The organism is Candidatus Pelagibacter sp. PS_44, assembly GCF_059417735.1.
The window spans coordinates 1,182,973-1,202,842 of sequence record NZ_CM182063.1; the positions used below are offsets into that span (position 1 = coordinate 1,182,973).

Consider the following 19,870-nt stretch of genomic DNA (forward strand, 5'->3'; position numbering starts at 1 on the left):
ATAATTTAATGATTCTACATACTGACATTACAAAAAATAAAGTTAAAAGTGGCCTTTATATAGTCTCCACACCAATTGGAAATTTAAGTGATATTACTTTGCGGGCATTAGAGGTGTTAAAAAAATCAGATTATATCTTGTGCGAGGACACCCGAACTTCAAAAAACCTATTAGATCGTTATGAAATCAAGTCCAAACTTATTTCAAATCACAAATTTAATGAAAAAAAAAACCTATCCAAAATTATTCAAATTTTGAAGTCGGATTATGTTGTTTCTCTAATTTCTGACGCAGGAACACCCTCTATATCAGATCCTGGGGCAATATTAGTTAATGAATGTCTAATTAATAAAATTAAAGTTTATCCTATTCCAGGAGCATCAGCAGTTTCATCTGCTGTATCAATTAGTGGTTTTAATGAGCAATATTTTTTCTATGGTTTTTTTCCAGAAAAAAATAATAAACTCAAAGAAGATTTTGAAAAACTTAAAAAGCAAGATGGCTGCATTGTTTTTTTTATTTCACCAAGGAAATTTAACAAATCAGTAAAATACATCAAAGAATATTTTATAAATAGAAAGATCTTAATATGTAGAGAAATGACCAAGTATTATGAGGAATATATTAGAACCGACATTGATAAACTTGAACCTTTTAAATCTGACCCAAAAGGAGAATTAACAATTGTTATTTCTGAAAAATTAAAAGAAAAAAATTCTTCGGTAAATTTAAAAGAATCAGATAAAATTAATATTCAAAAAATGATTAAGAAACTAAGTATAAAAGATATTACAGATTTAATTAGCCAAAACTCTAATGTGCCAAAAAAAGAAATTTATAATTATTGTCTAAAATTGAAAAATGAAAAATAGAACTATTTTAATAAGCTTAATTTGTTTGTTTTTAACTGGATGTGTAGGATTAAGTTCAAAGGGTGTTTTTGGAACAGGTGTAAGTGTTGCATTTGATCCAAGATCTTTAGGTACTCAAATAGATGATTCTGTGATGCAAAAAAATCTGGCAGGTAGATTGCTATTAAAAGATAAGAGTTATTTGATATCTGTAAAAACAAAAGTTTTAGATGGAAGAATTTTTCTAACTGGAAAAGTAAATGATCCTGAAGAAAAACTTCAAATTACTAAATTAGCTTGGGAAACAAAAGGTGTGAGATCTGTAAGAAATGATATCAAAATAAAAGAAGATTTTAATTTTAAACAATCTGCTAAAGATTTATTGATAACTTCTCAATTACGCTCTGCGATAATTTTTAATAAAAAAATAAATTCAACTAATTATCAAATAGATACTTATAAGAAAAAAATATTTATTTATGGAATTGCTTTAACAAATGAAGAAAAAAAAGAAGTAATAAATGAAGCAAAAGAAATACTTGATGTTGAGGATGTTATAGCAAGTATTGTTTTGGTTGAAGATTTAAGAATTCAAAAAGATTAATTCTTTTTATAATCTATAACGTCAGCAGAGTAAGCAGCCACAGATGCTAGATTTATAATCTCAGATGTAGAAGATCTCAAAGGTGCTATTTCAATGGGTTGACCTAATCCGATTAATAAGGGTCCAATTACTCTTGTGTCACCTAAACTTTTCATTAATTTATAAGAGATTGCTGCACTATGTTGTCCGGGCATTATTAAAATATTAGCATTTCCAACGATACTTGAAAAAGGATAAAGTTCTTTGTATTCTGAGTTAAGAGCAACATCTGGTTGCATATCTCCGTCAAAATCAAAGTCGACATTTTTCTTCTCTAAAATTTCAACAGCTTTTTTAATATGTTTGGTTCTACTCGTGAGAGGTTGGCCAAAAGTAGAGTGAGAAACAAAAGCAACTTTTGGAACAAAGCCAAACATTTTAACTACACGAGCAGACGAAATTGCAATTTCTGCAAGTTCTTCTGAGCTTGGGTATTCATTTACACTAGTATCCCCAACAAAAATTGTCTTTCCTTTAGCAACGACCATGTTTAAACCAAACATTATTTCACCAGGTCTAGCATCTACTACTTGTGTAACTTTATCAAAAGATGATCCAAATCTCCGTGTGTTACCAGTAACAGCACCATCAGCATCACCACAAGCAACCATACAAGCTGCCCAAATTACTCTATCATTCCTAACCATCCTGTCACAATCTCTCTCTAGTAGACCTTGTTCTCTTTGAAGTTTGGCAAATAAAAATTTTACGTATTTTTCTCTTTTTTCATTATCTTGAGAATTTATTATTTCGATATCAAAGTTTTCATTGTATCCAATTTCTTTTATTCTTTCTTTAACTTTTGTTTTTTTACCAATTAAGATTGGTATTCCTAGCTTAGAGTTTTTAAAAGCTATAGCGGCTTTTAATGTATTTTCATCTTCTCCATCTGCAAAAACAATTCTCTTTGGATTTTTTTTAATATGAGAATTAATACCTTGCATAATGGTTACTGAGGGATCAAGTCTTTGTTTAAGTTGATCTTTATAAAGCTCAAAATCTTTTATTGGTTTTTTGGCAACTCCACTGTCCATAGCAGCTTTGGCAACAGCTGCGGGGATAACACTAATTAACCTTGGATCAAAGGTAGATGGAATAATATAGTCTTTTCCATATTTAGGACGATCGCCACCCATTGCAGCAACTACTTCATCTGGAACATCTTCTCTTGCTAATTTAGCAATTGCGTTTGCAGCAGCAACCTTCATTTCCTCATTAATTGTTGTTGCCCTAACATCCAAAGCTCCCCTAAAAATATAAGGAAAACCAATTAAATTATTAACTTGATTGGGATAATCTGATCTGCCAGTTGCAATAATAGCATCATCTCTTACTTCCATAATTTCTTCAGGAGTTATTTCGGGATCAGGGTTGGCACAAGCAAAAATTATTGGATTCTTTGCCATTTTTTTTACGAGTTCTTTTTTTAAAGCCCCTTTAGCAGATAGCCCCAAAAACACATCTGCCCCGCTTATTGCATCTTCAAGTGTTCTGTTTTTAGTTTCAATTGCATGAGCCGATTTCCACTGGTCCATACCCTCTGTTCTTCCTTTATAAAGAACACCTTTTCGATCTAACATGGTTATGTTCTCATTTAAGACACCACTATTTTTAAATAAATTAGTACAAGCTATTGCAGAAGCACCAGCACCATTAACCACAACCTTAATATCTTTAATTGACTTGCCACTTATATCTAGAGCATTAATTAAAGCTGCCGTAGTAATTATTGCAGTTCCATGTTGATCATCATGAAACACAGGAATATCTAAAATTTCTTTTAATTTTTCTTCAATAATAAAACAGTCAGGTGCAGCTATGTCTTCTAAGTTAATCCCACCAAAACTACATGCAAAATTTTTAATATTATTTATTATTTCATCAGAATCTTTACAGTCTATTTCTAAATCTATCGAGTCGATGTCTGCAAATCTTTTAAATAAAACTGCCTTACCTTCCATTACAGGCTTTGAAGCTAATGCTCCCAGATTTCCCATTCCTAAAATTGCAGATCCATTACTTATTACAGCCACCAAGTTACCTTTAGATGTGTAATCATAGGCTGCCTCAGGATTGTCAGCAATTGCTTTTACTGGAACCGCTACACCTGGAGAGTAAGCAAGTGCTAGGTCTCTCTTTGTTGTCATTGGTTTTGAGGAATTAATCTCAATTTTTCCAGGTTTATTTAGACTATGAAAATCTAGAGCTTCTTTATCAGTGTAATGGTCTATTTTAGTTTTTTTCATTTTTGGTAATTAGGTATACAATTGAAGCGAATTTAAGACTAATATGATTTATGAATCTTCTCAAGTCAACAGGTACGTTTAGTTTTTTTACGATAATTAGTAGATTATTAGGTTATTTAAGAGATATTTTAATAGCAATTTTTCTTGGAACAGGATTGTTAGCTGATGCATTTTTTGTTGCATTTAGAATTCCAAATACTTTTAGAAGATTATTTTCCGAAGGAACATTTAATGCTGCGTTTGTCCCAAGCTATTCCTCTTTATTAAATAATAAAAAAAAATCACAAGCTTTTGCTAATAGTATTTTTAACTTGTTAATTTTAGGATTGTTTTTTTTAGTACTTCTTATTGAAATTTTAATGCCAGTATTCGTCTTTCTAATAGCACCTGGATTTGAGGGCGATCTTAAGAAAATGGAAATAACCATAACTCTAACAAGAATTACATTTCCTTTTCTTTTATTTATTAGCTTAGCATCTTTTTTTTCTGCTATTTTAAACTCACATAATAAATTTGCTGTAGCATCAGCCGCACCAATTATTTTAAACATACTTTTAATTAGTGTTTTATTTTTGGGTAAAATTTTAGATGATCAATTGGTGTATTATTTATCTTATGCTGTGACAATCTCAGGTATTTTACAGCTTATTTTTTTATATTTTTATGTAAAAAAACATTTTTCACCTATAGTAAATTTTTCAATCAAGATTGATAAAAAAGTAAAAAATTTCTTTAAAAAATTATTACCAAGTATTTTTTCATCTGGTGTTACCCAAATAAATATTTTAGTTGGAACAATTATTGCCTCATTTCAAACTAGTGCAGTTTCTTATCTTTATTATGCAGATAGGGTTTATCAAATAAATTTAGCAATTGCTGGAATTGCAATTGGTACAGTTATTTTGCCCCAATTATCTAAGTATGTTCAAAATCAAAATAAAGATAAAATAAATTTAATTCAAAATAAAGCTTTAGAATTAAGTTTGTTTTTAAGTATCCCTGCTGCAATTGCATTGTTAATTGCTTCAGAAGAAATTATATCGTCATTATTTGGTTATGGATCTTTTGATGAATTAAGTGTTAAAAATTCAGCAAAGGCTCTATTTTATTTTGCTATTGGCTTACCCGCATTTTCATTGATAAAAGTTTTTTCTGCTTTTTTTTTCGCAAGACACAATACAAGATTACCTTTTTATATTTCTCTAATCTCAGTTTTATTAAATATATTTATAAGTGTTATTTTTTTTAAGGAAATAGGATTTATTATTTTACCTATAGCAACTACAATATCATCTTGGTTTAATGCAATTTGTTTATTTGTTTTTTTAAAAAAAGATAATTTGTTTAAATTTAATCTAGTTTTCATTGATAGATTTATCAAAATTATAATAGCCTCTATTCTAATGGGCATTTTTTTTAATTTTTTGATTAATTTTTTTAATGAACAATTAATGTATTCTGAAAATTTTAAAGCAATATATTTAATCTCAACAGTAATTGTTGGATTTACATTCTATATTTTTATAGCACTCTTAATCAAAGCTTTTAAAAAAAGTGATATTAATCTAAACTATTAACATGAGTAAAAAAATTTTTTCAGGTGTTCAGCCTACAGGCAATCTTCATTTGGGAAACTATCTTGGCGCTATAAAAAATTTTGTAGAGCTTCAAAATGACAAGGGAAATCATTGCATTTTTTGTGTTGTAGATCTTCATGCAATCACAGTTAAGCAAGATCCTAAGGAATTAAAAAATAATATAAGAGAGACAGCTGCTACATTTATTGCAAGCGGTATCAATCCAGATAACAATATTATCTTTAACCAATCAATGGTGTCAGCACATTCAGAAGCTGCTTGGATTTTAAGTTGTGTTTCAAGGATTGGCTGGCTTAATAGAATGACTCAATTTAAAGAAAAAGCTGGAAAAGATAAAGAAAAAGCTAGTATTGGTCTTTATTCATATCCTGTTTTGATGGCTGCTGATATTTTGCTTTATGATGCAACACATGTGCCAGTAGGAGACGACCAAAAACAGCACCTAGAACTTTGCAGAGATATTGCGCAAAAATTTAATAATGATTTTAATGCACCTGAATTCTTAAGGGTGCCAGAGCCATTGATACAAAAACAATTTTCTAGAATAATGAGTTTAAAAGATGGATTAAAAAAAATGAGCAAATCAGATCCTTCAGATCTTAGTAGAATTAATCTTACTGACAGTAAAGATGAAATAGTTAATAAGATTAAAAAAGCAAAAACTGACCCATTGCCATTACCAAAAAATATTGATGAGTTGGTTGAGCGACCTGAAGCAGAAAATTTATTAGGTATTTACTCTAGCTTGAAAAATCAAAGTTTACAAAATTCAATAGATGAATTTTCAGGAAAAAATTTTTCTGAATTTAAGATAGAATTATCAGATGTTTTAGTTGAAAAAATTGAACCTATTTCAAAAAAAATAAAAGAATTACTAAATGATGAAAAATATTTAGATACAATTCTGTTAGAGGGGTCTAAAAAAGCAGATATAGTTGCATCTAAAAAAATTAATGAAATAAAAGAATTAGTTGGTTTTTAAACAAATATATTAATTAGTTTAAATTTCATAATTTATCACTATATATATAATAATGTTTATCCAAACCGAAGCTACACCAAATCCAAATTCTTTAAAGTTTCTTCCTGGTAAAAGGGTATCCAATAATGGATCTTTTGAAGTTACTAAAAAAGAAGAGACTGATAACGAGTTAGTTCGAAACTTGCTATCTGTTAACGGCGTGACAGCTATTTTTTTAGGTGCAGATTTTCTGTCAATTAATAAGAAAGAAGAAATAAGTTGGGATGATATTAAACATATAGCAATTTCTTTGATTAATGATTTCTACTCTACGGGCAAAGAGTTTGTCATTGCGAATGAATTATTCGGAGGGGAAAAAGAAAAACATAGTGAAATAGAAAAACAAATTATAAGTATTTTAGAGTCTAAAATTAGACCAGCTGTTGCTAAAGATGGTGGAGATATTAAATTTAAAGAATTTAAAGATGGTGTTGTCAAAGTAGAACTACAAGGGAGTTGCTCTGGATGCCCAAGCTCAACAATGACACTTAAGCAAGGAGTACAAAATCTTTTGTGCCATTATCTCCCTGAGGTAAAAGAGGTGGTAGCTATATAGTTATGAGAAATAAAGAATTTTCATTGTTAGAGATAAAAAGATTTTTAAAAAAAAGGGACTTATAATAAAAAAGAATATCTACAAAAAAAAATCTATTACCTTAAATACCCTATCAAAAACTTTTTTATCTAGTTTAATTATAATCTCTTTTTTCTTTGTTTTGCCACTTGCCATTGATCTTACAAATAAAAAAATATTATTTTCTAAAAACTATGAGAACAGTTCCAAAAATAATTTGAATAAACTACTAGAAAACCAAGATCCAAAACTAGATGATGGCTTAGATAAAAAATCTTTATTTGAAGACATTTTCACATTTGATCAACAGCCAAGAGATAAAGATAGTGTGAGATTAAGTGCATCTACAATTGAAGAGTTATTTAAATCAACAAATTATAATTTAGAAGATGTAAGAAAAAATAAATTAGTAAAACCGATTTCTTTAACATTATTACCGGCAGAGATTACTAAAATAGAAAATGCTAAAAAAAGAAAAGAGTTATTTATCCAAATTATTTTACCATTAGTCATTGAAGAAAATAATAATATTAAATCTGACCGTAATAAACTTTTTACCATTCTAAATAAAAGTAAAAATACTAAAGCAGAACAAAATTGGCTGAACTCAAAATTTAAACAATATGGAGTTGTTAATAAAGATTTATCAACACTTAAAATAAGAATGGACGAAGTACCAGTTTCAATGGCAATCGCTCAAGCCGCAAAAGAAACTGGGTGGGGAACATCTAGATTTGCACAAGAAGGAAATGCATTATTTGGTCAGTGGACGTGGTCTGGTGATGGAATAAAACCCTCTGATGCTGATAATGATAGCACACACAAAGTTATGAGATTTAACGTGTTACAGGCATCAGTTAAAGCTTATAAAAGAAATTTAAATACCCATTCATCCTATAGAGATTTTAGAAGTGCTAGAGCAGAACTAAGAGATAATGGTGAGGAGCTAGATAGTATTATTCTTTCAGAACATCTTGATGAATATGCAGAGACTGGAAAAGAGTATGTAAAAATTTTACAACAAATTATTAGACAAAATAAATTAACAGATTTTGATGATGCAAAGTTAATGCCATCAAGTATTGAACTTAATAGTTTAATTTAATTTTGTTTAACTGAAAATTGAACTCCAAACCATCGCCATAATCCATCATCATTAAGAGAGCAATTAATTCTTCCCCTTCTAAACAAAAATTTTTCCCTAAAATTTATTCGTAATTTATTTTCATTAAAATCTATATTGGACTGTTTCCATTCATTACCTTCATCAGAAAAACAATTAATATTATTTATATTTTTTTGTTCATCAAAAAATTCCACATAAAATTCAGGAGGATTATTATCTGTTATGTATTTATCTTCAGGATATAAATTTTTATATTGAAGTGGATAAAGATTTACTAAAAATTTAAATCGATCTAAATCACCATATTTTTCATTAATAGGAAATCGTGGAAGTTCAAAGGGGTCTTTATTGTAATCAATCACCCCTGAATGCTGTCCAAAAGCATATTTAAAATTTTTAGAAATATATTCTTTAATTTCTAGACTATATTCACCGAAGGGATAAGAAAAGAAAATAGGATTATATCCTAAATTTTTATTAAATATGGAAGTAGAAGAATTAATATCTTTCATAAAATCTTCTTTGTTAAAATCTACTAAGTAATCATGAGAATGGGCATGATTTCCAATATAGACAAAAGGCTCTTGTTCTAATTCTTTTATTTGTTCCCAAGTCATATAACCATATTTTCCAATCGATTGAGTTGATACAAATAATATGAATGGGATTTTTTCTTGCTTTAAATAAGGCCAAGCAACTTTGTAAAAAGAAGTGAAAGCATCATCAATGGTTAAAAGAATTTTTTTTTCTTTTTTTATTGTTGAAAAGTTATTTTCTAAATTTTTGGGATCATAGAATTTAAGGTTTGATTGTCTAATTATTGAAATATGCTCCTTAAATATATCCATTTGAATATTTGTAGATGGATATTTATTTTCATCAAATCGGTGATACATAAGAGAAAGTATACCCATGTCAGGAGAATAATATTTGATATTATTTTCATCTGCTTTACAACTAAACATTAATAACATTGTTATAATGAATAATTTGATTGTAGATGCTGCTAGAGATAAAATTTTTTTAACACTCATGGTTAGTAAAAATATTTATACTTGCAGTCATGAAAATAGTAAAATTAATTTTGAAAAATTAATGATTTTAATTAATGAATTTTTGAATAATAACAAAATCTCTCTAGATAAAGTAAGTACAATATACGTAAATAGAGGTCCAGGAAGTTTTGCAGGTATTAGAAATTCATTAGCAACAATTAAAGCTTTGCATTTAACTAAAAAAATTAACTATTATTGTTTTAGTTTTGAGGATTTTAAGGTTAAAGATGAAATTAGATATGAAGATGTCCCCAGTTTATGCGAACAATTTCAAATTAAAAAGAATTTGATTAATCCTATTTATTTAAGTTAAAATTAATAATGTCACAAAATATTGAGCAAAAATGCTTAGCAAAAGGTGTTAAGTTAACAGATCAAAGAAAGATAATTGCAAAAGTGATGTCAGAGGCAAAAGATCACCCTAATGTAGATGAGCTATATAATAGGGTTATGAAAATCGATGCAAAAATTAGTATTGCCACAGTTTATAGAACTGTAAAACTTTTTGAAGAGTCAGGAATATTAGCCAAACATGAGTTTAAGGGAGGAAAGGCAAGATATGAGGAATTAAATGAGGGACATCATGATCACTTAATTGATGTTAAATCTGGAGAGATTATAGAATTTGTGGACGAAGAAATTGAAAAACTACAAGAAAAAATTGCAGCTAAATATGGATATAAACTTGTGGATCATAAATTAGAATTATATGGGGTTAAAAAAAAACCCTAGTTGAATGTTGAAAAAAATTTTTATCAAAACTTTTGGCTGTCAAATGAATGAATACGATTCTAATCGTATTTTTGATACAGTCAAAGAAATTGGATTTGAAAAAACTGACAAGTATGAAGATGCAAATTGTTATTTATTAAATACTTGCCATATTAGAGATAAGGCTAAAGAAAAAGTTTATCATGAAATAGGTAGAGTTAAAAAAATTTTTAGATCAAAGCCAAAACCAATTGTTATTGTAGCAGGATGTGTTGCTCAGGCTGAAAATCAGGAAATGTTAAAAAGAGAGCCCTACATAGATATTGTTATAGGACCTCAATCATATCATAAAATTAATGAGGCTATATTAAAACATTCGAAGAATAAAAAGAAAGAGGAAGAAACCGAATTTGATACAATTTCTAAATTTAATTATTTAAGTAAAATTAAAAATAAAGATAGTAAAGTATCTTCATTTTTAACCATTCAAGAAGGCTGTGATAAATTCTGTCATTTTTGTGTAGTTCCATATACGCGTGGCCCTGAATACTCTAGACCATTCAAACAAATCATCGATGAAGCAAAAGAATTAATTGAGTCAGGTGCAAAAGAAATTATTTTATTAGGTCAAAATGTTAATGCTTATAAATTTGAAGATAATAATAAAGAATATAAATTATCAGACTTATTGTTAGAGCTTAATGGTTTTGATCAAATTGAAAGGGTTAGATATACAACCTCTCATCCTAAAGATATGACAGAGGATTTAATTAATGTGTATAAAAAAAGCTCTAAATTAATGCCACTAGTTCACCTACCTGTACAAAGTGGATCTAATAAAATTTTAAAATCAATGAATAGAAAACATACTATTGAAGAGTATTTAAAAGTTTATGAAAGTTTAAAAGAGATAAATCCTAATGTGGAATTCTCAAGTGATTTCATCATTGGATATCCAGGGGAAGATGAAGATGATTTTAATAAAACTATGGAATTAATTGAAAAAATTGGCTTCATAAATTCATATTCTTTTATTTTTAGTGCCAGACCTGGAACAGTAGCTGCAGATCTTACCCAAGTTAATGCGGTAAAATCCAAAAAAAGATTAGAAATTATTCAAAAGAGGTTATTTGAAAATCAAATTAAAAAAAATAAATCTCTTGAAAATAAAATTTTAAATGTTCTAGTGGAAAATATAATGAAAGATGGAATTAAGCTATTTGGCAGAACAGAATATATGACATCAGTAATTTTTGATGGTGATATAGATAATATTGGAAAAATTGTACAAGTTGAAATAACAAGCAGTAATCAAAATAATCTTTTTGGAAAATTAGTAGAAAGTTCTAAAAAAAAGGTAGCTTAAAATTGTATAATACAAATTCTAAAAAAATTAACTCAACATTAAAATTTGTATATTCAGACAACAATTCCTTAAGCGTTATATTTCATGATAATGATTTATTGATGGGTATAGTGGGAGAATTCAATGCAAATTTAAAGGAATTAGAAAAAATTACTAATACAAGTTTATACTCAAGAGGGAATTCAATTATTATTAAGTCTACTCCAGAACAAAATGAGATAACCAAAAACGCTATCCAATTTTTAGCAAATCAATTTATTAGCAATGGAAGTATTGAAAAAAAAGATATAATTTCATCCATAGATAAATTTATGATTGAAGAAAAAGTAAAAAACCAGAATGTTTCAGATATAATTAAGACACCTAAAAAATCAGTCATTCCAAGATCAGAAAGACAGAAAGAATATGTTAGAGCTTTAAGACAGAGTGACATTACTATTTCAGCAGGACCAGCTGGAACAGGAAAAACATTTCTGGCAGTGGCGGTGGGTTTAACAATGTTGCTTGATAAAAAAATTGAGAGAATTATTTTATCAAGACCTGCAGTAGAGGCTGGAGAGCGCCTAGGATTTTTACCAGGTGACATGAAAGAAAAAGTAGATCCTTATTTACGACCTTTATATGACTCACTATATGACCTCTTTGATTTTGAAAAAATTCAAAGAATGATTGAAATTGGAGATATTGAAATTGCACCACTCGCATTCATGAGAGGAAGAACCTTAAAAAATTCTTTTGCAATTTTAGATGAAGCACAAAACGCAACAGATACTCAAATTAAAATGTTTTTAACTCGTATTGGAGAAAACTCTAAAATTGTTATTAATGGTGACCCTTCTCAGATTGATTTACCACACAAAACCATGTCTGGATTGAATAGGTCAAAAAAATTATTGGGACATATTAAGGAAATATCTGTTGTAGATTTTGATCATTCTGATGTAGTTAGGCATCCCCTTGTATCTAAGATTGTTAAGGCTTACTCAGACCAAGAAAATGATTAGTGTTGGTGTTGTTTCTGAGAACAATCTTTGGAATAAAAAGATAAAAAAAAAAGATATTTTTTTTAATACATTAGTTAAATTTTTTCCAAAAAAATATAGGTTTATCGGAAAAAAGATAAGTTTGAGTATTCTTTTGTCAGATAATAAAAGAATTAAAAAGCTCAACAAAAGTTTCAGAAATAAAGATAAACCAACAGATGTTTTATCCTTTCCCTTTGAGAAAAAACTCAATTTAAAAAAGAATACTTATCTTGGAGACATAGTGATCAGTTATGAATTTATGAATAAACCAAAAAATTTAACTAGTCTGGATTTTAAAAATAAAGTTATAAAAATATTCATTCATGGGTTTCTTCATCTTTTGGGTCATGATCATGTAAAATTAAAAGATTTTAAAAAGATGAGCAAAGAAGAAGAAAAAATTTATAAATTAGTTAAAAGCAAAAATGAAAAATTTGCTTAAAAAAAATTTTTTAAATGCAATCTACATTGTCTTTTTAGGAGCTATCAGTTCTTATAGTTTACCACCTTATAATTATTTTCTAATTAACTTTTTTACTTTTTCTTTATTTTTTATTTTTCTTTACAATAAAAGAGAAAAAAATTTAGAGAATAAGTCTTTCTTTAAATATGGATGGTTTTTTGGATTTGGATATTTTTTATCAAGTTTGTACTGGATAACAATTTCATTAACTTTTGATGAAAGTTTTAAATTTCTAATTCCTCTAGCCATAATTTTATTACCAACTTTTTTAGCTATATTTTATGGAATAATTACTTATTTATTTTCAATTTTTTACTCAAAGAATTTAATTAGCTCTTTTCTTATTTTTTCAATTTTATTTGGCATTATAGAATTTATAAGGGGCTTGATATTTACTGGATTTCCCTGGAATTTAGTTTCGTATAGTTTTTCTGAAAATATTTATTTTATTCAAATAGTTTCTTTAATTGGCACTTATTCTTTTAATCTATTTTGCATCTCTCTCTTTTCTTTGCCGGCTGTTTTTATATTAAGAAAAAATAGAAAACAGATTATATTTTGTTTTTTCTTTATCTTAATTTCATCTACTTTTTTAATTTTTGGTAATTTTAAAATTAATCAATTTAATTCACTTAAAAATATAAAAAATTCCTACGTGATTAGAGCTGTATCACCCAACATTAGTTTAGGAAGATTTTATTCTAATCAAGATGAGATAAAAATAATTAATGAATTAATAACCCTTAGTGCTTCTGAAAAAAAAATACCTACAATTTTTTTATGGCCAGAGGGAATTATTCCAGACAGCTATGTAAGCGAAATGGATATCTATCAGGACTTGTTTATAAATAATTTTTCATCAGATGATTTAATTATTATGGGATTGAATAGTATTGAGGACGCTAATGGTGAAAATTTATTTTTTAATTCAATGGCAGTATTTGATCATAAAATGCAATTACAGGAGAGCTATAACAAAGTTAATTTAGTTCCATTTGGTGAGTTTATTCCGTTTAAGAATATTTTAGGATTAATAGGCCTTAAAACAGTTACAAACAATTATCAATCTTTCTCAAGTGGTAAAAATAGAGCCCCTTTTAATATTGATAAAGATAAAATTAAAGTGAGTTTACTACCACTCATTTGCTATGAAATAATTTATTCAGGCAAAATATCTAAAGAAAATAATTATAATTATATAATTAATATTTCAGAAGATGGGTGGTTTGGAGGATCCATAGGTCCTAAACAACATTTCTCACATAGTATCTTTAGATCAATTGAGAGCGGAAAATATATAATTAGATCTGCAAACAATGGTATCACTGCAATAGTCAATCCTATAGGAATTATTGAGCAAAAAGTAGAATTTGGGTCTACTGGATATGTTGATTTTACTGAAAGTAAAATTACCAAATCAACTCTATTTATGAAATATGGTAATAAAATATTTTTTATCATTATTTTAATATATATTTTTTTAATTTTTTCATTTAATAAACTTGAACATGAGTAATTTAAAAAACTTTTTATTTACCAGTGAATCTGTGTCAGAGGGTCATCCGGATAAAGTTTCAGATCGTATTTCAGATATGGTGGTGGACAGCTATCTTACTGGTGATCCATTTTCTAGAGTGGCCTGCGAAACATTAACAACTACAAACAAAGTTGTGCTTGCAGGAGAAGTCCGAGGACCAGAGATAAAAAAAGAAGATCTTTATCAAAAAGTAAGAGATTGTATTAAAGATATTGGATACGACCAAGATGGTTTTACTTGGAGAGAAGCTACAAAAATTGAAAGCCATCTTCATTCTCAATCAGCTGATATTGCTATGGGTGTAGACTCTTCAGGAAATAAAGATGAGGGAGCTGGAGATCAAGGAATAATGTTTGGTTATGCTTGTAATGAAACTGAAGAATTAATGCCAGCACCAATTCATTATTCTCATAAAATCTTAAGACTTATGGCTGAAGATAGAAAATCTGGAAAACTAAAAAATATAGAACCAGATTCAAAAAGCCAAGTTACTTTTGAATATGTTGATGGAAGACCAACAAAAGTAAAATCGGTTGTAATTTCTACACAACATTCTGCGGACATAGATCAAGCTAAAGTTAGAGAATTATTAAGACCTTATTTATTAAAATCAATTCCAGAAAATTTTTTAAAAGATTTTAATGAAGAAGAGTTTTATGTAAATCCCACAGGAAATTTTGTAATTGGAGGACCAGATGGAGACTGTGGTTTAACAGGTAGAAAAATTATTGTGGATACTTATGGTGGGGCAGCGCCTCATGGGGGAGGAGCTTTTTCGGGAAAAGATCCAACTAAAGTAGATAGATCTGCGGCTTATGCTGCAAGATATATTGCTAAAAATATTATTGCTTCAAAAATTTCAGAGAAATGTTTAATCCAATTAGCTTATGCAATTGGGGTTTCAAAACCGTTATCTATTTATGTCGATTTATTTGATAATGATTTAGAAAAAAATAAATTTGTAACAGAAGAGATTTCAAAGAATTTTGATTTGAGCCCGAGAGGAATAAGAGAGATGTTAAATTTGAATAAACCAATTTATGAAAAAACAGCAGCTTATGGTCATTTTGGCAGAGTGCCAGAGACAGACGGTTCATTTTCATGGGAAAAAACAGATAAAAAGAGTGTTTTTTCTAAATAGTTACTATTGAATTAAAAAAAATTCTTTATATATTGCCCTTACATTATTGAAATTACAGAATGGGCTTTAGCCCATTTTTTTTTGGAACTATTAAAATATGTTAAATAGAAGATCAGATAAATTAGAATTATTAAGAATAGCTGAAGCTGTGGCTTTAGAAAAATCTATCGATAAAGAGTTGATTATAGATTCTATGGAAACTGGAATTGCTAAAGCAGCCAAATCTAAATTCGGACAAGACAATGAAATCAAAGTTTTAATTGACAGAGAAAGTGGTGACATTGGTATATTTAGAAAATTAGTTATTGTTGAAAAACCAGAAAACACAAATACAGAAATTAATCTTCAAGACGCAATCATTTTAAATGAAGAAAACAAAGATAAAAAAGTTGGTGATGAAATTTTACAACCATTGCCCTCTTTTGACTTTGGAAGAATTGCAGCTCAGACAGCAAAACAAGTTATTAGCTTTAATGTAAGAGAAGCGGAGCGTGAAAGACAATACAATGACTTTATAGATAAAAAAGATACAATTTTGAGTGGAATTGTTAAACGTTTAGAATTTGGAAATGTAATAGTTGATTTGGGAAGAACTGAAGCAATTATTCAAAAAAATGAAATGATCCCAAGAGAAAACATTAAAGCAGGTGATAGAATTAAGGCTTACTGCTATGATGTAAAAAGAGAAACTAGGGGACAGCAAATATTTTTATCAAGAGCTCATCCTAAATTTATGGAAAAACTTTTTGTTCAAGAGGTTCCAGAAATCTATGACGGTTTAATTGAGATTAAGTCATCAGCAAGAGATCCAGGAAGTAGAGCAAAAATTTGTGTCAAAGCAGTTGATACTTCATTAGACCCAGTAGGAGCTTGTGTTGGAATGAGAGGATCAAGAGTTCAAGCAGTTGTTAATGAATTGCAAGGAGAAAAAATTGATATTGTGAATTGGTCTGAAGATCCAGCAATTATAGTTTCCAACGCTCTATCTCCTGCAGAAGTTCAAAGAGTTAATGTTGACAGTGTTGCAAAAAAATTAGATGTGATTTTAACTGAAGAAAATTTAAGTAAAGCAATTGGTCGTAGAGGTCAAAACGTTAGACTTGCTACTAAATTATTAAATTATGAAATTAACATAATGACTGATGCTGAAGATTCAGAAAGACGACAGTTAGAATTCAAAGAGAAAACTGAAAACTTTGTTAAAAACTTAGAACTAGATGAAACCCTAGGACAATTACTTGTTGCTGAAGGTTTTTCTTCAATTTCAGATATTAAAGATAGCACACCAGAAAGTTTAATAAAAATTGAAGGTATTGAAGAAGATACTGCTAAAGCTTTAATCGAAAGAGCTAAAGAGTTTTATCAAAAAGATCAGGAAGATATTACTAAAAGAATTAAAGATTTGGGATTGCAAGATGATCTTATAAATCACAAAGGTTTAACTCCTGGAATGTTAGTTACCTTAGGTGAGCAGAAAATTTTAAAATTAGAAGATTTTGCAGATCTAGCATCTGATGAATTAACAGGCGGTTATGATGTTGTAAAAGGTGAAAGAATAAAAATTCAAGGGTATCTTGAAGACTTTGCTTTATCAAAAGTAGAAGCTGATGAATTGATCATGTCTGCAAGAAATATAGTTTATAAAGATTGAGTAATGAAATATGGACAACAAAAAAACAAAATTAACACTTTCTGGCATAGCCAAGAAATCAATAAAAAATATAGAGTTAGCAAAAACTCAGAGTAAGAACTCTGTTGTAATTGAAAAAAAACCAAGCAAATTTGCTTCAAAAGGTAGTTTCAGTAGACCAGCAAGTGTTAGATCAACGCCTGCTGCAAGTCCCAAAGGATCTTTTGTGCCAAGAAATACTTTGTCACCTAAACCATCTTCACCCATAACTAATGATTATGAAAAACGTAAATTAGCTGAACAAAGAGCAACTAGAAGACTCAAGGGAGAATCTGGGGAAAAAGGAAAGTCAGAGGGAAAAAAAAGAGAATTAAAATTAACTGTTTCAAGAGCACTAAGTGATCAAATTGAAGCTAGAACAAGAAGTTTAGCCTCCCTTAAAAGAGCAAAGTTAAAAGAAAACAGAGAGCTTACTAAAGAAGAGATCCAAGAAAATTTAAAACCAGTTAAGAGAGATGTAAATATTCCAGAGGCAATTACAGTTAGAGAGCTTGCAAATAGAATGGCAGAGCAATCAAGCAATGTAATTAAATTTTTATTTGGAATGGGAGTAACTGTTACGATCAACCAAACACTAGCAGCTGATACGGCAGAGTACTTAGTAAAAGAATTTGGCCATAACCCTATAAGAGAAACTAAAGCAGAAGAAATTATTCAAAAAATAAAAGAGTCTAGATCTGAAAATTTAAAAAATAGACCTCCAATTGTAACTGTGATGGGACATGTTGATCATGGTAAAACCTCTGTATTAGATGTTCTAAGAAGTGCAAACGTTGTATCAGGAGAATTTGGAGGTATAACGCAACATATTGGGGCTTATCAAATAGAGCATGAATCAAATAAAATAACTTTTATTGACACCCCAGGCCATGCTGCTTTTACAGAGATGAGAGCCAGAGGATCAAAATTAACAGATGTTGTGGTATTGGTAGTTGCAGCAGATGATGGAGTTAAACCACAAACAATTGAATCAATTAAACACGCAAAAGCTGCCAAAGTTCCAATTGTTGTTGCAATAAATAAATGTGATTTACCAGATGCTGACCCACAAAAAATTAAAAATCAACTTTTAGAGTATGAGTTAATTGCAGAAGATTTATCTGGTGACACACTAATGGTGGAGATTTCTGCTAAAACTAAAAAGAACTTAGATAAGTTAGTAGAGTCTATAGTTCTACAAGCTGAGATTTTAGATTTAAAAACAGATTATGAATCTAAAGCAACTGGTATTGTTTTAGAGTCAAAAATTGATACAGGGCGAGGAGCTGTAGCAACAGTAATCGTTACATCAGGTACAATTAAAAAAGGTGATTTTTTTGTTAGTGGATTAAAGTGGGGTAAGGTTAGAGCATTAATTAACGACAAAGGACAAAATATTGATGAAGCACCACCATCATCTCCAGTGGAGATTTTAGGAATTAATGGTGCAGCAAAATCAGGTGATGATTTTATTGTTCTTGATACAGAAAAAGAAGCAAAAACTTTAAGCGCCAATAGAGCAGAAGAAAATAAAACAGGAGGCAACCCTTTAACTTTTGCAACACAGGATTCTGCATTTGTAGATAAATCTGCAGCTGAATTAAATATTATTATCAAATCTGATGTTCATGGATCTTCTGAGGCAATAAAAAATGCAATCAGTCAAATTACTCATGATGAGGTTAAACCTAAAATAATTTTATCAGATATTGGAATGGTAACAGAAACCGATGTGACTTTAGCAAAAGCATCAAACGCAGTTTTAATTGCATTTAATGTTAAGCCAAGTAAGGAAGCAAAAAAATTAGCAGAAAATGAAAAAATAAAAATTTCTTCATACAATATTATCTATGAAGTTTTGGATTATATTAAATCAAGAATGTCAGGCTTACTTGCTCCAGATATTCAAGAAACAATTAGTGGTACAGCTCAAATTTTAGAAATCTTTAAAGTATCGGGAACAGGAAAAGTTGCAGGATCTAAAGTGACAGAGGGTGAGATCGCAAGTGGTGCTAATGCTAGAGTAATTAGAGATGGAGCAATTATCTATACTGGTAAAATAAGCACTATTTTTAGAGAAAAAGATCAGGCGAAACAGGTGAGTAATGGTCAGGAATGTGGAATTACTCTTAAAGACTTTATAGACTTTCAAAAAAACGATATAATTGAGGCTTATAGCACGACTTCAACGGAGAGAACGGTATAATGGCTGACAGAATAGGAAAACCGGTATCACAGAGACAATTGCGTGTTGGAGAGATGATTAAGCAATCTTTAGGTATGATTTTTGCAAGAAATGAAGCTAAGGTGCCGAATTTAGAAACTAATACTGTAACCGTTACTGAAGTAAAAATGAGTCAAGATCTAAAAATTGCAAAAGCTTATGTTTTGCCTCTAGGGGGGAAAGATACAGAAAAAGTTATTAAAAAATTAAGAGAATATTCTTTTTTAATTAGAAAAGTTTTATCTCAAAAAGTTATTATGAAATACATACCAAAAATACTTTTTGCAAAAGATGACTCTTTTGAGTACGCAGAAAAAATAGAAAACTTAATAAAACAAACAAACAAATAGGAAAATAAATAGTATGACGAAAAAAGCAGTAGAATTAAAAATGCATGAGAAGGACACCGGTTCTTCAGAGGTACAAATTGCATTATTAACAGGGAAAATTGAAACTCTTTCAGCCCACATAAAACAATTTAAGAAGGATAAGCATTCTTCAGTTGGATTGTTAAGAGCAGTAAATAGAAGAAAAAAATTGTTAGAATACTTAAAGAAAAATAAATTTGATTCTTACAAAAATGTATTAACGAAGCTGAATTTAAGAAAATAAAAAAGAAA

The 19,870-nt window shown here is 29.0% G+C and carries 19 protein-coding genes; 17 read left to right on the forward strand and 2 right to left on the reverse strand.

Annotated features, from left to right (window positions below; all coding sequences use genetic code 11):
* Positions 1-8: 8 nt before the first annotated feature.
* Entirely contained in the window at positions 9-872 is an 864-nt protein-coding gene (gene rsmI / locus AC5SLO_RS06490) for a 16S rRNA (cytidine(1402)-2'-O)-methyltransferase (protein WP_494573146.1), read from the forward strand.
* Complete coding sequence (locus AC5SLO_RS06495) at positions 862-1,455, forward strand: BON domain-containing protein (RefSeq protein ID WP_494573147.1); 594 nt, start codon at positions 862-864, stop codon at positions 1,453-1,455. The genes rsmI and AC5SLO_RS06495 overlap by 11 nt, the downstream gene beginning before the upstream one ends.
* Here AC5SLO_RS06495 and AC5SLO_RS06500 read toward each other — a convergent pair.
* Complete coding sequence (locus AC5SLO_RS06500) at positions 1,452-3,740, reverse strand: NADP-dependent malic enzyme (RefSeq protein ID WP_494573148.1); 2,289 nt, start codon at positions 3,738-3,740, stop codon at positions 1,452-1,454. The two genes, AC5SLO_RS06495 and AC5SLO_RS06500, sit on opposite strands and share 4 nt — an antisense overlap.
* 50 nt (positions 3,741-3,790) lie before the next feature.
* Here AC5SLO_RS06500 and murJ point away from each other — a divergent pair, with 50 nt between their 5' ends.
* From murJ to AC5SLO_RS06520, 4 genes are all read left to right on the forward strand, one after another.
* The gene (gene murJ, locus AC5SLO_RS06505) at positions 3,791-5,317 is read left to right on the forward strand and encodes a murein biosynthesis integral membrane protein MurJ (RefSeq protein ID WP_494573149.1); all 1,527 of its coding nucleotides are present in this window, start codon (positions 3,791-3,793) and stop codon (positions 5,315-5,317) included.
* A gap of 1 nt (position 5,318) precedes the next feature.
* Positions 5,319-6,320, forward strand: a complete 1,002-nt coding sequence (trpS, locus tag AC5SLO_RS06510) for a tryptophan--tRNA ligase (RefSeq protein WP_494573150.1) — start codon at positions 5,319-5,321, stop codon at positions 6,318-6,320.
* 52 nt (positions 6,321-6,372) lie between these two features.
* A complete protein-coding gene (locus tag AC5SLO_RS06515; protein ID WP_494573151.1) occupies positions 6,373-6,915 on the forward strand; it encodes a NifU family protein in 543 nt (180 codons plus the stop codon).
* 235 nt (positions 6,916-7,150) lie between these two features.
* Positions 7,151-8,038 carry a glucosaminidase domain-containing protein gene (locus AC5SLO_RS06520; RefSeq protein ID WP_494573152.1) on the forward strand — a complete coding sequence of 296 codons (888 nt, stop codon included), beginning with the start codon at positions 7,151-7,153 and terminating at the stop codon, positions 8,036-8,038.
* On the opposite strand, the gene AC5SLO_RS06525 is transcribed toward AC5SLO_RS06520, so the two are convergent.
* The gene (locus AC5SLO_RS06525; protein WP_494573153.1) at positions 8,035-9,024 is read right to left on the reverse strand and encodes a polysaccharide deacetylase family protein; all 990 of its coding nucleotides are present in this window, start codon (positions 9,022-9,024) and stop codon (positions 8,035-8,037) included. The two genes, AC5SLO_RS06520 and AC5SLO_RS06525, sit on opposite strands and share 4 nt — an antisense overlap.
* A gap of 16 nt (positions 9,025-9,040) precedes the next feature.
* On the opposite strand from AC5SLO_RS06525, the gene AC5SLO_RS06530 reads away from it, so the two are divergent.
* The 11 genes from AC5SLO_RS06530 to rpsO all read left to right on the forward strand — a co-directional run bounded on the left by AC5SLO_RS06530 (position 9,041) and on the right by rpsO (position 19,862).
* The gene (locus AC5SLO_RS06530; protein WP_271516754.1) at positions 9,041-9,427 is read left to right on the forward strand and encodes a peptidase M22; all 387 of its coding nucleotides are present in this window, start codon (positions 9,041-9,043) and stop codon (positions 9,425-9,427) included.
* A gap of 8 nt (positions 9,428-9,435) precedes the next feature.
* The gene (locus AC5SLO_RS06535; protein ID WP_494573154.1) at positions 9,436-9,846 is read left to right on the forward strand and encodes a Fur family transcriptional regulator; all 411 of its coding nucleotides are present in this window, start codon (positions 9,436-9,438) and stop codon (positions 9,844-9,846) included.
* A 4-nt stretch (positions 9,847-9,850) separates the two neighbouring features.
* The gene (miaB, locus tag AC5SLO_RS06540) at positions 9,851-11,191 is read left to right on the forward strand and encodes a tRNA (N6-isopentenyl adenosine(37)-C2)-methylthiotransferase MiaB (protein ID WP_494573155.1); all 1,341 of its coding nucleotides are present in this window, start codon (positions 9,851-9,853) and stop codon (positions 11,189-11,191) included.
* Between the two features lie 2 nt (positions 11,192-11,193).
* The gene (locus AC5SLO_RS06545; protein WP_494573156.1) at positions 11,194-12,195 is read left to right on the forward strand and encodes a PhoH family protein; all 1,002 of its coding nucleotides are present in this window, start codon (positions 11,194-11,196) and stop codon (positions 12,193-12,195) included.
* Positions 12,188-12,658: an rRNA maturation RNase YbeY gene (gene ybeY, locus AC5SLO_RS06550; protein WP_494573157.1), complete on the forward strand. Its 471-nt coding sequence runs from the start codon at positions 12,188-12,190 to the stop codon at positions 12,656-12,658. Before AC5SLO_RS06545 ends, ybeY begins: the two co-directional genes overlap by 8 nt.
* Positions 12,642-14,195, forward strand: coding sequence for an apolipoprotein N-acyltransferase (gene lnt / locus AC5SLO_RS06555; protein WP_494573158.1), 1,554 nt, complete (start codon positions 12,642-12,644; stop codon positions 14,193-14,195). Before ybeY ends, lnt begins: the two co-directional genes overlap by 17 nt.
* Entirely contained in the window at positions 14,188-15,357 is a 1,170-nt protein-coding gene (gene metK, locus AC5SLO_RS06560) for a methionine adenosyltransferase (protein WP_494573159.1), read from the forward strand. Before lnt ends, metK begins: the two co-directional genes overlap by 8 nt.
* 97 nt (positions 15,358-15,454) lie before the next feature.
* Positions 15,455-17,008, forward strand: coding sequence for a transcription termination factor NusA (gene nusA / locus AC5SLO_RS06565; RefSeq protein WP_494573160.1), 1,554 nt, complete (start codon positions 15,455-15,457; stop codon positions 17,006-17,008).
* 10 nt (positions 17,009-17,018) lie between these two features.
* Positions 17,019-19,232 (forward strand): translation initiation factor IF-2, encoded by a 2,214-nt coding sequence (gene infB, locus AC5SLO_RS06570; RefSeq protein ID WP_494573161.1) that lies wholly within the window; start codon positions 17,019-17,021, stop codon positions 19,230-19,232.
* Positions 19,232-19,600 (forward strand): 30S ribosome-binding factor RbfA, encoded by a 369-nt coding sequence (gene rbfA, locus AC5SLO_RS06575; protein ID WP_494573162.1) that lies wholly within the window; start codon positions 19,232-19,234, stop codon positions 19,598-19,600. The genes infB and rbfA overlap by 1 nt, the downstream gene beginning before the upstream one ends.
* Positions 19,601-19,613: 13 nt before the next feature.
* On the forward strand, positions 19,614-19,862 hold the full coding sequence (gene rpsO / locus AC5SLO_RS06580) for a 30S ribosomal protein S15 (RefSeq protein WP_494573163.1): 249 nt from the start codon (positions 19,614-19,616) through the stop codon (positions 19,860-19,862).
* Positions 19,863-19,870 lie beyond the last annotated feature (8 nt).

What these genes read in the sequence shown, in the direction of transcription:
- AC5SLO_RS06535 (WP_494573154.1), top strand. Translation starts at nt 9,436, where the DNA reads ATGTCACAAAATATTGAGCAAAAATGCTTAGCAAAAGGTGTTAAGTTA.
- murJ (WP_494573149.1), top strand. Translation starts at nt 3,791, where the DNA reads ATGAATCTTCTCAAGTCAACAGGTACGTTTAGTTTTTTTACGATAATT.
- AC5SLO_RS06530 (WP_271516754.1), top strand. Translation starts at nt 9,041, where the DNA reads ATGAATAATTTGATTGTAGATGCTGCTAGAGATAAAATTTTTTTAACA.
- AC5SLO_RS06500 (WP_494573148.1), bottom strand. Translation starts at nt 3,740, where the DNA reads ATGAAAAAAACTAAAATAGACCATTACACTGATAAAGAAGCTCTAGAT.
- AC5SLO_RS06515 (WP_494573151.1), top strand. Translation starts at nt 6,373, where the DNA reads ATGTTTATCCAAACCGAAGCTACACCAAATCCAAATTCTTTAAAGTTT.
- lnt (WP_494573158.1), top strand. Translation starts at nt 12,642, where the DNA reads ATGAAAAATTTGCTTAAAAAAAATTTTTTAAATGCAATCTACATTGTC.
- rpsO (WP_494573163.1), top strand. Translation starts at nt 19,614, where the DNA reads ATGACGAAAAAAGCAGTAGAATTAAAAATGCATGAGAAGGACACCGGT.
- AC5SLO_RS06525 (WP_494573153.1), bottom strand. Translation starts at nt 9,024, where the DNA reads ATGTTTAGTTGTAAAGCAGATGAAAATAATATCAAATATTATTCTCCT.
- nusA (WP_494573160.1), top strand. Translation starts at nt 15,455, where the DNA reads ATGTTAAATAGAAGATCAGATAAATTAGAATTATTAAGAATAGCTGAA.
- rsmI (WP_494573146.1), top strand. Translation starts at nt 9, where the DNA reads ATGATTCTACATACTGACATTACAAAAAATAAAGTTAAAAGTGGCCTT.
- infB (WP_494573161.1), top strand. Translation starts at nt 17,019, where the DNA reads ATGGACAACAAAAAAACAAAATTAACACTTTCTGGCATAGCCAAGAAA.
- AC5SLO_RS06495 (WP_494573147.1), top strand. Translation starts at nt 862, where the DNA reads ATGAAAAATAGAACTATTTTAATAAGCTTAATTTGTTTGTTTTTAACT.
- miaB (WP_494573155.1), top strand. Translation starts at nt 9,851, where the DNA reads ATGTTGAAAAAAATTTTTATCAAAACTTTTGGCTGTCAAATGAATGAA.
- ybeY (WP_494573157.1), top strand. Translation starts at nt 12,188, where the DNA reads ATGATTAGTGTTGGTGTTGTTTCTGAGAACAATCTTTGGAATAAAAAG.
- trpS (WP_494573150.1), top strand. Translation starts at nt 5,319, where the DNA reads ATGAGTAAAAAAATTTTTTCAGGTGTTCAGCCTACAGGCAATCTTCAT.
- metK (WP_494573159.1), top strand. Translation starts at nt 14,188, where the DNA reads ATGAGTAATTTAAAAAACTTTTTATTTACCAGTGAATCTGTGTCAGAG.
- rbfA (WP_494573162.1), top strand. Translation starts at nt 19,232, where the DNA reads ATGGCTGACAGAATAGGAAAACCGGTATCACAGAGACAATTGCGTGTT.